General features: G+C 58.8%; 10 protein-coding genes. 1 reads left to right on the top strand and 9 read right to left on the bottom strand.

Annotated features, from left to right (window positions below):
* The 5 genes from VB144_08670 to galT all read right to left on the bottom strand — a co-directional run.
* A partial coding sequence (locus VB144_08670; protein ID MEA4883714.1) for a carbohydrate ABC transporter permease occupies nucleotides 1-398 on the bottom strand: 398 nt, incomplete at its 3' end.
* Between the two features lie 14 nt (nucleotides 399-412).
* On the bottom strand, nucleotides 413-2836 hold the full coding sequence (locus tag VB144_08665; protein MEA4883713.1) for a sugar ABC transporter permease: 2424 nt from the start codon (nucleotides 2834-2836) through the stop codon (nucleotides 413-415).
* Nucleotides 2837-2943: 107 nt separating this feature from the next.
* Nucleotides 2944-4239, bottom strand: coding sequence for a sugar ABC transporter substrate-binding protein (locus tag VB144_08660; GenBank protein MEA4883712.1), 1296 nt, complete (start codon nucleotides 4237-4239; stop codon nucleotides 2944-2946).
* Nucleotides 4240-4522: 283 nt separating this feature from the next.
* On the bottom strand, nucleotides 4523-5842 hold the full coding sequence (gene galK / locus VB144_08655) for a galactokinase (GenBank protein ID MEA4883711.1): 1320 nt from the start codon (nucleotides 5840-5842) through the stop codon (nucleotides 4523-4525).
* Nucleotides 5826-6914: a galactose-1-phosphate uridylyltransferase gene (galT, locus tag VB144_08650; protein MEA4883710.1), complete on the bottom strand. Its 1089-nt coding sequence runs from the start codon at nucleotides 6912-6914 to the stop codon at nucleotides 5826-5828. The genes galK and galT overlap by 17 nt, the downstream gene beginning before the upstream one ends.
* Before the next feature lie 948 nt (nucleotides 6915-7862).
* On the opposite strand from galT, the gene VB144_08645 reads away from it, so the two are divergent.
* A complete protein-coding gene (locus VB144_08645) occupies nucleotides 7863-8240 on the top strand; it encodes a nucleotidyltransferase domain-containing protein (GenBank protein ID MEA4883709.1) in 378 nt (125 codons plus the stop codon).
* 833 nt (nucleotides 8241-9073) lie between these two features.
* Here VB144_08645 and VB144_08640 read toward each other — a convergent pair.
* From VB144_08640 to VB144_08625, 4 genes are all read right to left on the bottom strand, one after another.
* Complete coding sequence (locus VB144_08640) at nucleotides 9074-11068, bottom strand: cellulase family glycosylhydrolase (protein MEA4883708.1); 1995 nt, start codon at nucleotides 11066-11068, stop codon at nucleotides 9074-9076.
* A gap of 40 nt (nucleotides 11069-11108) precedes the next feature.
* A complete protein-coding gene (locus VB144_08635) occupies nucleotides 11109-11987 on the bottom strand; it encodes a hypothetical protein (protein ID MEA4883707.1) in 879 nt (292 codons plus the stop codon).
* Between the two features lie 83 nt (nucleotides 11988-12070).
* A complete protein-coding gene (locus tag VB144_08630; GenBank protein MEA4883706.1) occupies nucleotides 12071-13444 on the bottom strand; it encodes a hypothetical protein in 1374 nt (457 codons plus the stop codon).
* A gap of 38 nt (nucleotides 13445-13482) precedes the next feature.
* A complete protein-coding gene (locus VB144_08625; protein ID MEA4883705.1) occupies nucleotides 13483-15711 on the bottom strand; it encodes a hypothetical protein in 2229 nt (742 codons plus the stop codon).
* Between the last annotated feature and the right edge of the window lie 13 nt (nucleotides 15712-15724).

Raw genomic sequence — 15724 nt, 5'->3', positions numbered from 1 at the left:
ATCAACGTGACTACGCCGGGAAGCATCATGAACAGCAGGTAGAACTTGAAAAGGCCATCCCGCCCGGGGAACTTGAGCCGTGAGAACGCGTATGCGCCTGTAGATATGACAAACAGCTGCCCCACCATTGTGAATACGGTCATGATCGCAGAATTGAGAAAGAACCTACCGAAAGGAAGGGCCGTCATGGCATTTGAGTAGTTGTCCCACTGTGGAGATGACGGAATCAGGCTCGGCGGATAATGGAACGCCTCAAACTGCGTCATCAAAGATACAGCTATCATCCACAGGAATGGAATGAGGCAACTCACCGCCAAGATCACCATCAGGATCAGGGCTATTCCACTGCCTGTGCGCTGCACAAGTTTCCTCTTTAAGCTATGGGCCACACTCGTCACCCTCTCTTGCCCACCTACACATACCTGACTTCCTTGCCCATCAGTTTGAACTGGATCATAGTGAATACCAAGATAATGGCAAACAGCACCCAGGACTGTGCTGACGCGTAACCCATTCTCATGTCCACCCATGCAGTCTGATAGATGCGGTATACCACGACATCGGTGCTGCGCAACGGGCCACCGCCTGTGAGAACGTACACGGGCGTGAAGACCTGAAACGAACCAATGACCGAGGTAACGAGTATGAAGAAGGTCGTGGGCCTCAGCAAAGGCAGCGTAATGTGCCAGAATTTCCTGAACCCGTCGGCGCCGTCTAGGCTAGCCGCTTCGTAGTACTCGGATGGAATGCTCTGCAACCCCGATAGGAATATCAGCATGTCCTGCCCCATGTTCTGCCATATAGTCATGATCAGGAGTGACAGCATCGCCCAGCCCGGCCTCGTCAACCACGGATACGGACCCAGCCCTATCCATCCAAGAAGATAGTTGAAGAGCCCAAACTCGGGGTTGTACATCCATTTCCACATGATCGATGTCACTACGCTCGATGTGACAGCCGGGAGATAGTACACGGCCCTCCACACAGTAATGCCTCTCACCTGACGCTTTAGAGCGAGCGCAATGGCAAGAGACAGCGCCATTCCAAAGGGTATGTGCAACAGGAATATCACGGTGTTCTTCATGGCGTTCCAGTAGATCCGATCGTGGAAGACTTCCCGAAAGTTGTCTAGTCCAACGAATGGCCTTGCCGGCGTCACAATGCTCCAGCTGTGGAACGCTAAGTATAGTGCGAACACCAGTGGCAGCAGTCCCCACCACACGAGGTGGATCAACGAAGGAGCGACGAAACCGTAACCTACGAACGATCTTTTGAGCACGCTTGGTCTATCAGCATTGGCCACCGTAAAGAAGCAGACCCCGCACGCCAGCACGACACCAGCGAGGATGCCGAGAACGCCGAACTTGTAGCCCACAACACGGTTGTCGCAGGCGCTGCAGTCCCTGGTCATGGTCAGCCACCCAACCAGCCTGGAGTCACGCCTCAGAGCAACTGCAGCAGTCTCCTTTGGCACTCCCTTGACGCTCGCACGAAATGCCGCCACGTCTTCGCTCGCAAGATCGTGCGCCAACTTCGAAGGCATTTTGATGTTGGCGCGGTCGCCCTCGGAGAGCGTAGACGCAATAACGGCTGAATCAGAGCGAAGCACAGTGACCTCCGAGGAACTGAGCTTGCAGAGACACGCCAGTATCTCATCAAGGTCAACCTCTTCCGCACCTGACCTCCCATCGACGATGCCCTCATCAGCTGCCCGGGCTATCAGCTCGTAGTCTTCGGATGCCTCCGTTCTCACTATCGCGCCAACTGCGGCGGATGTTTCGCAGTTGATCTCCCGGACGACCTTTGGAACTTGGACATTCGAGAGCCAGAGGGTAACAAACACCGAAGGCAGAAGTGAACAGGCCAGCAGCGCAAGCACCTTCCTGCGCATGTTCCCCTGGGCAAGTGCTGGCTCTCCGGAAGCACCGGCCGCCGCTCTGCCTCTGTCACTCAAGCGCTTATCTATCCGGCAGACGGCCGACCACATTCCCGCAGCCAGAAGTGCAAGCGCCACTGACGCTCCGAGCCAGAACCAGAGCCTTGCTCTGTCGAGATGCGCTCCAGCGCTTGCCTTGGCTGTCGACACTCCTATGTAACCCTTGATGCTCCATTCGTCGAAGTCAAGAACTGGGACGGCGCTAACCAAGCAAGCCTCTCCGTTATGCCTGATCTCGGTGACATCAGCATCAAGCTTGTGAGTTATGCTGTCGAGAAAGCTAGCAGGAAGAGCGAAATCACCCTCAGTGAGATCTTTCCTCGAGCATGCTGCAACCTTGTCGTCCAGCATGAACAGAACGTCCTTGTGCGCAATTGAGGCCAGCGTGTCAACGTACCGATTTCCAAACGCGCTTGACACGACTACAGCCCATGTCTGCCCATCCGCCGTGGAGAACGGCGATGCTGAAACCATCAGAACCTCGCCTTCTGCCAACTCCGGGTCCGAAACGCACCTACCGGAAAGCGCCGCCTCCAGCATCAGACTGTCGCACAGATCGTTGCCTGACGCCGTGGCGACACCCTGCAACCAGATGGTCTCCCCGTGCTCCGACACTAAGGCCAGCCTCCGCATGTCAGACGGCGCCTCGATCAGGCCAGCGCGGTTCCGGAGTTGCTCGGCATCTGCTCCCTCCAGAATAGCGGCAAACCGCGCCGTCTCCGCCTCCAGTTCACGCTTCCAATTGAGATAGTATCCCTTCGCTACATCGGCCATACCTATGGCAGCGCTCTTGTAGGCGCCAAGGACTGTCCGTGATGTGTACAAGTCCACCACGATGAAACAGATGAGAGTAAGAGCGAGCGCTACCGCAGCGGCGGTGATGGTGAGCCGTTTATGCATTATCATCGCCCTCATACGCAGCCCGACTAGTCGCCGTGCCTGCGTCGTATTGCACGGTCGCTGCCTCTTCGCAGAGGCAGCGACCTCCATGCACGACCCTGGGAAGACTATTTCCTCTTGGCAATCTCGTCGTCGATTGTTTTCGCCGCCCAGTTGAGAGCGTCCTTAACGCTTGTTCCCCCCAAGATGATCTTCTGGAGGGCCTCGTCCATCGTGTCTTCGATGAGAGGCCTGTAATGCCTCGTTTCGGCGCCCAGCGAAGGACGCCCATCCGGGACGATATCAAAGAACATCGCCTCTACGGGGTCTGTCTTGGCAACCTCCTCGGCAACCTGCTTGTTGGCGGAGATAGCCAATCCCTGAGCACAACGAACCTTCTGCGCATACGGACTGGAAAGCCAGGACGCCAGCTCCACAGCGAGCCTCTGATTCTTGACGTTCTTAGGGACGGCCCATCCAGACGCGTACAGGACCGTAGCGTTCTTTGCTCCAGGCGCATGTGGGATTCTGGTGATGCCGATGTTCAGTTTCGCGCCCTTGGCGATTTGGTCTTTGATGGAAGGCAACCACCAGTGACCACTGTTCGCCATGGCGATCTTGCCTGTGTAGAACATCGCCCCGCCGCCCCCGAAAGCCTCTTGGACCACGGATGACGGCGAGTATCCCGCCTTCTCTATGCCCGTCATGAATGTAACAGTCTTCACTGCGGCATCGCCATTGATATATCCGGCCGTCTTTGTTCTTTCGGGGTTCATGATATCCCCACCGGCTGCCCAGATCCATGGCTTAACAACGCCCACCCAGGCGAGGAACCTGTAGCCCCATACGTCTGTCTTTCCGTCGCCATTAGTGTCGCGCGACAGCTTCTTCGCGGTGTCGATGAACTGGTTCCAATCCCATCCGTCCTTAGGAGGATACGCCACACCCATCGAGTCGAATAGACCCTTGTTGTAGTACATGACTATCGGGGTGAAGTCCTTCGGGAACGCGTATACCGCCTTGTCAACGGTGAACACCTTGAGGACATTGGGGAAATACACATTCAGATCAGCGCCTGGCACGTCCTTCATCCTTGCGGCCACCGGCGTCAGGTTAAGGAGCGCTCCCTCCGATGTCAAGAACGGAACATCCTCAGCATCCAGCAGCATGACATCTGGCGGGTCGCCTGCTGCGATGTCCGTCAGCACCTTCTGAAAGTAGTTTTCGGAGACAGCCTCGAGGCTTACCTCTACGTCCGGATTGTTCTTCATGAACTCGGCTAGGACCTGACTATCCATTGCAAGCTCTTCTGCGCCGGCCCACGACACCACCCTCATCTGGGTCTTCTTGGCCGCGGCAGTGCCAGACACGAGTGACGCCATCACAGTTAACACCAGTGCTGCGAGTAGGACTCTCTTTCGCATGGAACGCGCCTCCTCGAATTCGAAATGGGGTTGCTATACTCCACAGTGCGACCAATTCGCCGTCGAATTCCCAGTGCCGGACAGGATAGGCGCCCAACAGCGCCCCAGATGCCAATATGCCGCCACCTATCACCTCCTAAGATGGGCCGCAGCCTACTTGCCAGAATGAGGTGCGCATGAGCCGACCGTAACTTCACCTCATGAACGAAGTATGCTGTCCAATTCTTTGTGCGAGGATAGACTCCTCTCTTCTCCCCGTTGCGCTGGCGTGACCGTACGCTCGCTATCCGCTGATCCGGGCCCCATCCGTAACTGCAACGGGGAATACCTTGGGCGCACACAGGTCGACGCCGGGGCCAATGCCTTCAAGCCTGGACCTTAGTGTTTCGGCTGCCTCCCGCCTCACAAGGTTGACAGTGCATCCTCCAAACCCTCCCCCGGTCATGCGCGATCCTATAACCCCCGGGGTAGCCCGGGCAATCTCCACTGCTGCATCAAGCTGGCGGCAGCTCACCCCGTATAGGTCACGAAGGCTCTCATGAGACTCATACATGAGCGCTCCAAACGCCGCGGAGTTGCGTGCATGAAGCGCCTCTACTCCTCTGCGGACTCGCTCATTCTCTGAGATCACGTGCTCACACCGACGCGCAATCACCGAAGGCAACACCGCACGCACCTGCTCGAACTGAACTCGCGACACATCGCGTAGCGTGCGGATTTCGAGGCTGCCCAGGGCGCCCGCAATGAGCTTCGCCCCTTCCTCCACTTCCGCACGCCTTCGGTTGTACTCCGACGTTACGAGCCCCCGCCTCACCCCAGTATCGCATACAACAAGAACCAGACCTGCCTCCTCCAATGGCAAAGGCGCGAGTTCGTAGCTGAGTGTGCGGCAGTCCAGAAAGACCGCGTGGGACGCCCGGCCCATGACCGAGATCAGCTGGTCCATGATCCCGCACTTCACCCCTACGAAGTTGTTCTCAGCCTCCTGGCATGCGACTGCGATACGGCGGCGAATATCGGTTTGCTCCTGATCCAGGCGCTCCTCAGGCATCCCCGCCACAGAAAGCAGCGCAAACGCTGATGCCACCTCCAGGGCGGCCGAAGAGCTAAGCCCCGCGCCCTGCGGAATGTCGCCCATAATTGCAGCTTCAAGCCCGCGAAACAGCCATCCGCGAGCCCCCTCTCCTCCGCAGGCATCCGCTGATGAACTGGATTCGTAAGCGTCGCCCATCGCCGAACTGATTCCGCACTCGCGCCCCACGAGTGCCTTCGCAACTCCTCGGAAGTAGTTGCTCCACGGATGCATAGGATCACGTTCAATGGGGGCCGAGGGGTCAAGACGGAACTCCGAGTATTCGTGGCAACCAACAGAATACAGCCGCACCAGACCATCGGTGCGGGGCCGGAATGCTATTGCGATGTTGCGGTCGATGGCGACCGGCAGGACCAGCCCCTCAGAGTAATCAGTGTGCTCCCCGATGAGGTTCACTCTTCCGGGCGCCGTGGCAACCCTGATCGGTGCACACACATCGGCGCCCTCCACCGTCAGTTTGGAGAAGGCCATGTCGAATTGGGCAATGGCCTGATCATGCTCTATGGCCATTGATCCCACCCCCACCCGATCCCGACCGTGCCTGGGCTGCTGCCCGTGCGACCGCCTCTCGCAATTCCACCGCTTTCTCCTCGGGAAGGGTGTCGTTGATGAACGTGCCTGCGCCGGATTCGCACCCTGCAAGATACTTGACCTTGTTTGCCGTACGATGCGGTGGGTAGAATTCCACATGCATGTGATAGTGGCCATAGTGCGAACCGGTCACGCACACGCCGTCTGAGTCGCACTCGGTCCCTGAGGAGCTATGCTCCCCTCTGTCTGTCGGGGCCTGGTGAATAACCATAATGTACGGGAGCGAGAAACCGAAGAGCGAATCGTACCCTGAGGTTACTGCCTTAAGGATCTCGGCGAACCCCCGCCGCTCACTTGCGTCAAGCTCCGGCAGGCACGTCCTGTGCTGCTTGGGCATGACATGCACCTCGTATGGGTATCTTGCAAAGAACGGGATAAATGCCGCAAAGTGCGCGTTCTCTGCAACCATCCGTCGACCGTCGGTCAACTCATCGCTCAGAAGATCGCAGAACAGGCAGCGACCCGTATCGGCCAAGTGCCTTTCCGCAGACTCCAGCTCCTTCGCAGCACGGGGAGGAACAAACGGAAACCCGTATATCTGCCCGTGTGGATGGCTCAGAGTCACCCCCACAGCATCGCCCTTATTCTCGAATATGAGTACGTAGTCCACGCACTCAAGCGCTCCCAACTCCTCATACCTGTCGGTCCAGACGTCCACTAGGTTCGTAATGCGCTCCACCGGAAGGTCAGCGAACGTGGCATGATGATCATCGGTGTACAGAACCACCTCGCACACTCCCACAGGGGGCGCCACCGGCTGCAGATCCGTTCCCTGAACCGCAGGTTGGCCTGGGGCGCGCCGGAATGACGGAAACTTGTTCTCGAACACGACGATCTCATAGCCAGGCAAGGGCACCTCGGTTGGAGACTCAGCATCGTGTGTGGGGCAAAGCGGGCAGAAACCCTCAGGAGGCCTGTATGTCCTATCCTGCCTGTGAGTCGCGGTCACGACCCATTCCTCGAGAATCGGGTTCCATCTCAACTCCGACATTGCCCCTCACCCCCCTTGTTCTCGCCCCGCCGCAGGGTCTGACCTCGACCTTCGCGTCCGCTCGCGCTCTTTTCGCCTTCGCTCCCTACGGAAGCCGCAGCAAGAGCCGAAGGACCCTCCAAATCAACATGGGACGGCGCACAGTCGAAAGTGTAGTAGACCAAGTAGCGTCCGTCATCCTTCGTGATTCTCGTCTTGCGCACCTGAACACACCCCGCCAACACCGCCTGTGAACGGTCACATACTTTAATACATAAACAAAGTTTATACAGAAATCGTTGCTGATCCCGCTTTCCCTAGGCCCACATGTGCGATCCCATTTAAGTGCTTATTCTGTGTGCATCCACAAGTTCCTGCATCGCATTGGAATATTCCCTTGGTCCACGCGAAGCTGCTGTACCCGGTGGACTTCTGCAGTTTCCACGCAGGTCGATAATAACCACAAGACGTAAACAAACTCGTGCGTGGGCGAAGCGTAGACCCATCGCACCTCAGCCCAACTTCAGCCTGTTCCAGTGGGGAGATGAACTACTCATTTCGTCTGGCACGATCACGGTAGTGAAACCGCTCGATGGGCTTCTGCTCTCATCGATGCGCAGAATGGCTGAGGCAGCCACATGGAATCGTCAAGTGGCGCCCATGATCGACGTGTTGGAAACACAGCAACTGCATGATACTATGTAAGTGCATAACCGACGCGCGGATTGGCCGCTGAAGATTCATCCGCACCAGTTGCGAGTCTGGAGGCGATTGCGGGAGTGAATGGCGAGGCGGAGTACTGGAGGACGGCATACTCGACGACCTGAGCAACGATCAGACAGCATTCCTCGCGAATCTCTCGGTGTTCCAGATCGAAGGACGGCGCCCTACGGACCGCAACGCCGTCCTGTTGGCAAATCCGCCGGAGAAGTTCCAAGAGCTGTATTGCACGACGAAGGAGGTCTTGTCATGGCTCAGCCTGCGCCTGCAATAGCCGACTCCATCAGCTCATTCGTTCGGGCGGTGAGCGCGATGATTCCTGTTGACCGAGTGATACTATTTGGGTCGTATGCAATGGGCGCCGCCGGGGCCGACAGTGACATCGACTTAGCAATTGTATCCCCAGCCTTCGGACAGAACCCATGGGATGATCGGCAAATCCTTTTTGGCGCCGTGTTTCGGGAGCGCCTGGACTCCCGGATAGAGCCGCATCCGCTAACGCCAGCCGACCTTCAGCGCACCTCGGGCTGGATCAAGACAGAAGTCCTCGACAAAGGCATACTCGTATACTCCCGCCGTGCCAAGGCCCCGCATGGTGCGAGCAACGCCAGTTGCATCTCAGAGTGAACAGAAGCTTCGAATCACGCTTAGGAGCGGCCATAAACTCTGGGACAAAGCAGTCGGGCAGAGTCGGGAAGCACTGAGGGCTTCGCTTGCTGCCCTCACTCGATCTGTGTGAACGACAATCGAGAAGCTGACCGCCATGAGATACTAATCGCTACAATCAGTGGCTCGAGTTAGAGGTCTCGCAGGCGCTCAATGTCGATCAAACCGGCAGTGTCGCGCGCTCAATGCGACTCAAATGGACATTGACCGCGGGGTCAGTGTCCATTTCGTCGACATTGACAGTCCGGCTCCAGCAGTCGAGGTTCACGCGGACTTCATGGCGCGCCAGGCCCGTCCGCCAAAACGCGTCTAGCACGGACTGGCCTGTGGCACATTATGCCATACGTCTTGCCGCAAAAGCCCCTCGTCGCGGATCCCGCCGAGGCGCGCGTTCGGAAGCCCTCAATGCTGGTTTCATCGACATCGCGGGCGTCTCCATGTCGATTCCATCGACATTGAGCTCGTCTCAGCGCTGGTTTCGTCGACGTTATCGCCCCATGACTCGGTCGCGCCACATCAGCCAGCTCCGGCGCAGCCGGGGAGCCTCATATGCGGCTGCCGGCTACAGCCCCCGTGCAAGAGGGCTGTCTTCGGGCATCAACCCCGCATATCTCGGGCCCCCGGAGTCTCCTTGCCCCGCAGCGCAAGCAACCGCAGGCCTTCGCCTCCTTAGAGCATCAACAGTGACCATTTTGGGCAATTCCTTTCCTCCTGTTGCCGATGAGCTTCCCAATCCATCAGCATACAGGGTTGGATTCTTGGGGTGGTCAGCTCTTCGACGCCCACGGTGCGCACTAGTGGTCAACTATTGCGTTAGCATACACAATCTCCATCACGCGCCCGCCGTTGGCATCCATATCCATATGAAACAATCCGTCAGGGCCTGGCAGCATCTCCTCACCACTCTCGCGGTCGGCAAGGGCTCGTGCCTCAGGGCATGTCAGCCTTGCCTGCAATGGGTTGGGGGCGTAGTTGACCAGGACGAGTATCCTTCCCGTCCGCTCGCCCTCGCCCCCGCCATCGAGAATTGTGGCCGACACATCGGAGCAATCGGTCGAGGCCGGTTCCAAGTACCCCGCATGGCGGGCCGCCGCCCTGTATACCTCCTGGAATGCAGCGAATTCATAGACGCCGGAGACATGCGCGACACTCAGCTCCAACGGGAAATCGCAGAACACTGTGGCCCCCGCGCCGTGCTTGGCTGCCACAACCCGGGAGGCGTCATCGCTCCCCTTCCATAGCCCGCTCCCTGCGGTCGGGCAGACGACCATCCGTCGTCCCGTAAAGCTTGCCACCGCAAGCGCACCACAGCATCCGCCATCGCCACTTCCACTTCTGCTGCCATCGCCGCCGCCACTCCCGTTGCCACTGCCACTGCCACTGCTGCCACCGCAGCGAGCCATCTCAACGCGGGCGCCCGGCCCTTCGTTGACAGCGTACCGGACCTCCATTCCGAACAGCTCTCCCATCCCCTCAAGAGCAACTCCGTCGTAGGACATGTAGAGGGCGCCGCCGGCATCAACGTACCGCGTCAGCCGGTTCCAGTCGCTATTGTTCACCGAACCGCGCCGCGAGACCGACGGCAGGAAAAGCAGGCGATATGGCGCCAGGTCAGCATCCAGAGTGATCATGTCGGGATCGAGGCCTGCGCGCCTCGCGAGCACGTATGAGTTGAACAGCGCTGTGAAATTCCTCGAGGGGGTGATATCGGCATCGTAGTTATCGTAGTATCGCCGCGGGACGGCGATCGCGCAACGCCGCACTCTGGGCTTGTATGGCTGCCCGGAAATGCAGCGAGCATCGCATCCGTACTCATGGATAGTCCGGTTGAACCTGGCCATGGCCCGCCCCGCTCCTTTGGGCCTGCGTTGGCAGTCTACAATTCCGAATCCCACTTCGTATGGGGTGGTATCGTAAGGCCTCCGCTCCCCCACGCGGAAATCGGAGTAGCACCATCCCATCGCCCCCATCGCGCCTTCGGCGAGGAGTGAGTGAAGGGTCGTGCAGTAGTACCGCTCAATAACGTCATCCGCGTTCATCTGAGAAGTGGCGCCGAACTCCTCAAGGAGGACGTCCGCGCCGCCCCCAAGGGCACGAGTAAGCGCTGCGCAGAATGGGACGAAGTAGGTGCTCCTCACCCCGTCCAGCCGTTCCGGACACGCTTCTGAGTAGGAGGGATAGGCGTGCATGCACAGGAAGTCCAGGGACTCCGCGAGGTCCTCAGGCCGGAAGCCGCAGTCCTCCCATAGGCTCGAAATGTGAATCCCCGCCGTGATCGGATGGCTCCTGTCATGCTTACGGATTTCGGATGCTAGAATGTGCACCCATCTCCAACCGGAATGGTGATCCCTGGGGCGGACGAAGATATCCTGCTCATTTGCGAGATCCCAGCAGATGATGGTCTCCTCGTCACGGTATCTCTCTGCAAACAGCCCGACGAGGCTCGTCTGGGCGCGGAGCATCCCCGGATCGGAGTAAGGATCTCTGCCTGCCCGCCATGGCGCATCCCAGTTCTCACCGCTCATGTGCCCGCAGAAGAACGTAGGAATGAGCCCCACCCCGGCATCACGCGCTGCGGTCAACACCTGGTCGAACCGTTCCACCACTACCATTTCCACCCGATCGGACGCGGGCTGGAAGTCGGCCCACCTGAGGAAAACCCGAACCGCTCCCATTCCCATGGAACGGATGGCGTGCATGTCTCGTGTGATCTCCGCAGCATCGAACTCAGGCCACATCTGCACCCCGTGTGCGGCTGGCCAGTAGTTGACTCCCGTGATGAACCTCATCCGCTTATGCCTCCTCGTTCCGCCGTGATGGTCGAAGCGATCAGTGGTTGAGTTCCTCGTCCAGCCGCGAGGCTGCGTCGATGTCAGCTGCACCGCGGAAGAACCTGACGCGCCACGTGCCGGCGGGGTATTCTCCCCATTCCACCCCATGTCCGCCCGGTTTCCACCAAGTATGCACTATTACATAGCTCGACTTGAGGTTCCCGTACCACCGATTCGCCTGGCAGCGACTTGAGCCGTCTCGGAACGCCGCAGCGATCCCGATCTTGGAGCCATACCACGCTATCCAGCGTGGAAAACCCTGCACATCCCCACTGATCCTCCTATTCTCCTGGGAATCCCCATACCAAGGAAGGTCAATGTTCAGAGCCCATCCGGCCTCCTGAAGACCATACACATCCTGCAGCATCCGCCATGTGAGGCTCATATCGAAACAATCGTTGTAGAATGTGAATTCCCAGTCAGCCTCCACAGGCGCAACCTGCCCCATGGTGGTTGGCAAAAATCCAGCGAACCGTATTCCGTGCATGGTTAGAACGGTGCGGCCATCCTCCTGTACAAGCTCGACCTTCATCGGCTTAGTAGGCTGATGTGTTCCCCATCCCCCGACGCCCAACCAGAGAGTGGAGGGCTTTCCAACGTAGGCGAGGAGTTCATGCGACTCGCCGGTTCGGTCCAGGTCAACTCCCAGATAGTCAATGAACACTGGATCAAGCGAAATGCCGACGGCGTATGTGTCGCCAACATACTCATAGTAAGGCTCTGTATACTCCTGGGCGCGAGCTAGCGCTGTCGGCAGCAAGCTTAGTGCTGCTAGCGCCACCAGAACACACACTGCCGCGGAAACTGCCGCAGCAACTGCCGCAGCAACTGCCGTGAAAACCGCACGGCGCCTGCCACGCCTATGGCTGCTCCCCAACTGCCGGCCCCGTGTTCGCGAGAGGGGCGCGACTCGCGCCGCGCCCCCGTTCATTCCGCTGCTCAAACAGGTTGAGCACATTTCTACTGTACCGCCACACTTCCAAGCTCCTGGTATCTGGCCTCAAGGTATCTGATTGCGGCGGCCCGGTCGGTCGCTTCATACAGCAGATAGTAGTTGAGATGCTCCATGCTGTATCCTGGGATCGCGTGCAGTGGCCAGTCTCCCTCGGCCATGTCGGGGGTGATGTTCACCGCGATCCCGTTCTTCTGACGAACGTCCACCATCTCCGTGGGCACCCAACGGAAGTATCCAGTCCGCCACTCGCCCTCTAGGTGCCATCCCTCTGCTCTGATCTTGTCGGCAAGGTCCGTCGGAACCTCAGGCAGCTCCATCAGGGCCTCAGCGAGCCCCACGCCGAGCTTGGGCGAGTAGTTGGTGCGCCATCTCTCTGCGCTGCAGAAGAGATACGAAGCACCCCACCAGGCAGGCTTCGGGCCGCGGGAATCGGCAAAGGCTATGTAAGGCGCACCGTCCACCTTCGCGATCATGCCCAGCTGCCCCCAATACTCCTCAGGAGACATGTTCAGCTCCTCCGCCCAATCGATCCAGCGGAACACGGGCAGGATGTGCTGAGCATCTTCCACATCAGCCATGACTCCGCCGCACATGGTGAAGAGCTTCGAGAGATCGGAGTATCCAGCGGTTACGATGCTGTTGGCAACGCGGATCTCCCCAGTCTTGTAGATCGACACAGTCAGATTCTGCCTCAGTCCGGGGAACAGGTCGGAGGCCGTCTGCGCCACGGCTGTGATGCGAGCCGGCCCAGAAGCCAGAACCGCTGCCTTCACTATGCGCACCGGCTCCTCGAAAGTGGTCTTCTCTTCATGGCGGTCCAGGTTCTTGTCGAACCAATACGTGCTGTAGGGGAACCCGGCATAGCGTATCATCCCAAGGTCCTTCGCGTACTTGTGCTCCTCGCCCTTGTACCTGTTGATGTCAACAGTGCCGTACTTGCCTATCTTTGCCTCGATAGTTCCATCGAAGCTGAAGATGATGGTGTTTCCATCATCGTCGGTCTTGGTTCCGAAGGCCGCAGGGAACGAAGCCTTATCGGCGGCGCCATCCGATACTGTGATCTTCACCGGCCCAGTCGCCAGGAATGCGATCTCATCCCTGCGAGAAACCGACCCGGATAGGTCCACATCATCAAGCTGAAAAGGCACAGGTTCGCCGCTTTCATCCACTACCTTCAGGGAGTCCCAGTTGGCCGCGAAGTCGACGCCGATTACATTCCGGACTTCGTCCATAGTGAGCGACACAGGCACTGGCTTTCCAGTCGTGCACTTCACATTGACCGTCGCGGTCTTGGTCGCCGCCGAGGCGCCCATGCTCACCAGGGCGAGCATGCACACAGTCAGCAACACTATCATGGTAAGCTTTGCTCTGGTACTCATCTACGCTATTCCTCCTTGCGATGATGTGATGGCGCCCACTAGCGCCACTCTGCCAGGGTGTATCCGTACGGCTCCACCGGGACGCCTAGCTTCAGGCTTTCCGATCCCGGAGGAACTTGACGCGCGATCCGCTCCTCCCCCGCGAGTTCCCCATTGGAGTTGTACCTTCTCACGAGGAAGCTGATCTCCGGACCAGGAGAGCTCGACCTTATGTCGACATCAATATCTCTAGCTGATGCTTCTTCACGGAAACTGCGTGCGATGAGCAGATTCCGCGAGCCCGAACCGCTCATCTGCCTCCATTCCACTGTTGGCTGAAGGATGATGGCGTCAATCGATGCGGACGCCGTTCTGCTTGCGCCAGTGAACTTGACCGTGATCGTATGCTTGCCTGCGGCAAGGGTGACTGGTGAAGAGAGCTTCTCCATCACGAAGTATTTGGAATCCGGCGAGCCTCCCATGTCGCAGACAATCGGCTCCGCTCCGTCCAGCGAGAACGACATCCCAACCTGCCCAGCCAAGGCCGGCTGGCGTTCGTATGTCACGTAGGGGATGAACACGTCATCCTCTGGGATTGAGAACGTGAGCTTGAAGCTGTCGCCGGAACGTGCTGAAACGTAGAACTCGCCGCTGGGGATGCCTTCTCCAGTCCAGCTTGCCCACATCTTCCTCGGTTTTCCCGTTGCCGCCTTATCGAACGACTCGGCCTCAACTACTCGAAATGGATGCCTGGCTCGAGTGCGCAAACCTGCGTATTCCCATGCAAGCGGCACACGGGCAAGCTCGATCAAGGTAGTTGCCGCCTCGATCGTCGACTCCGCTCCCGAGTTGAAGCTCACCCCTATTCCCCGCTCAGCCCCAGGCGGATCGATGCCATCCCAACCGCGGCCTGTTGACGGGTCATACATGGGATAATTGGCGACATTGTTCCCGTTGAGCCAGGAAGCCGATACCCCGGCCAACACCGCATAGACGTTTTTCCCGGTCGCACGATACAGCTCGAGCAGACCTGTTGTGATTGCCTGGCACCCATACGCAAGCTGCACGTATTCGAGGGGCGTAGGACCCAAATGGGCGAACACTCCGAGAGATGCCTGCATGTGGGTTACGAGCCAGTTGGCCTCACGCTCGGCCGATTCGATCCAGGCTCTATTGCCGAACACCTGGCCGGCCATGGCCAGCGCACGCATCTGATTGCTGCCCCAGCCGTGCCAGTAGGAAATCGACCCTCCCCACGGAAGATGTGCACCAAATGGCGGTTCATCCGGCGATCCAGCCTGATACTCCGCGATGCCGTCTGCGAACATCTGCACCATCTCAGCGATCTCCGGGGTTGGCCTGGCCTGGTAGAGCTCGCACAGGGCCATCACCACTACCGACGACGCATCAGACCCATCGCCTACAAACCAGGCGGGGATCCTGGCGCCGTGGAGGGTCTTATGCTGCCCGTACATCGACAACTCGTTGCCCGTAAGGAGCTGGCGGACTGCCGAAAGAGACGGCCCGATGAGTTCCTCAAGGTGAGCCGCATAGCCTGGATCCGCTGCAGAGAACACTCGAATGCCCCGCGCCAGCGCCCACATTGCCCGCGCCGTCCACCAGTTGACGCCTTTCTCGCTAGTAGCGCCCTTAAGGTTTCTGGCGCCGCTCTCAAGGATGAAGTTGTAGAAGTGCCCTTCCGGTGTGCGCATGTACTCGATGAACTTGAAGGCATCCCGCGCCATGTCGAGGTCATGAGCGATTCCAGTCCGCTCATAGTCGGCAAGGTAAGCCAAAGCAGCGCGAGCCACGTCATCTACGCAGCTCACACCCTCGCTTGCTGCCTCGACGTATTTGTACTTCGAGTTTCTGTCGCCGCTCGCTGTGGGCTCGCAGTACACCCACCAGATGGGAATGACCCTGCCATCAGTCAGCTTGATCTCGTCGCGAAGATAGTCGAGGTGGGCGAGGCTGATCATCTTGTTCACCGCGATGCCAGCGTCGGGAATAGCCTCATCGCGAACATGCTCAGCCACGCTCAGCGCGGGATCAGGATTCGCGCCAGCTCCGGTTTCCGCCGTGGCGACAGCCGCCGCTCCAGGCAGCACAAGGCCAACCACCAGCAAAAGCGCCAGTCCCAACGCCAGTCCCAGCGCCGCCCTCGTGACCGCCCTTGTGACCGCCCTCGTCGTCGCCATCGTCACCACCCTCATCGCCCCCCTCGGCGACGCGGCTATGGGCGCCCTGGCTATGCACGGTTCTGTCACAGCGCTCATTGGTCTTCTCAACTCCCAAGGCCTC

It is taken from the genome of Clostridia bacterium (assembly GCA_034926675.1).
Taxonomy (GTDB): Bacteria; Bacillota; DTU025; order DTU025; family DTU025; genus JAYFQW01.
Note: the sequence above shows the minus strand (reverse complement) of the source record. Positions and strands in the feature narration are given on the sequence as shown.

Excerpts from the sequence above, each read along its gene's own strand:
- VB144_08665 (MEA4883713.1), bottom strand. The coding sequence starts at position 2,836 with ATGCATAAACGGCTCACCATCACCGCCGCTGCGGTAGCGCTCGCTCTT.
- VB144_08660 (MEA4883712.1), bottom strand. The coding sequence starts at position 4,239 with ATGCGAAAGAGAGTCCTACTCGCAGCACTGGTGTTAACTGTGATGGCG.
- galK (MEA4883711.1), bottom strand. The coding sequence starts at position 5,842 with ATGGCCATAGAGCATGATCAGGCCATTGCCCAATTCGACATGGCCTTC.
- galT (MEA4883710.1), bottom strand. The coding sequence starts at position 6,914 with ATGTCGGAGTTGAGATGGAACCCGATTCTCGAGGAATGGGTCGTGACC.
- VB144_08645 (MEA4883709.1), top strand. The coding sequence starts at position 7,863 with ATGGCTCAGCCTGCGCCTGCAATAGCCGACTCCATCAGCTCATTCGTT.
- VB144_08640 (MEA4883708.1), bottom strand. The coding sequence starts at position 11,068 with ATGAGGTTCATCACGGGAGTCAACTACTGGCCAGCCGCACACGGGGTG.
- VB144_08630 (MEA4883706.1), bottom strand. The coding sequence starts at position 13,444 with ATGAGTACCAGAGCAAAGCTTACCATGATAGTGTTGCTGACTGTGTGC.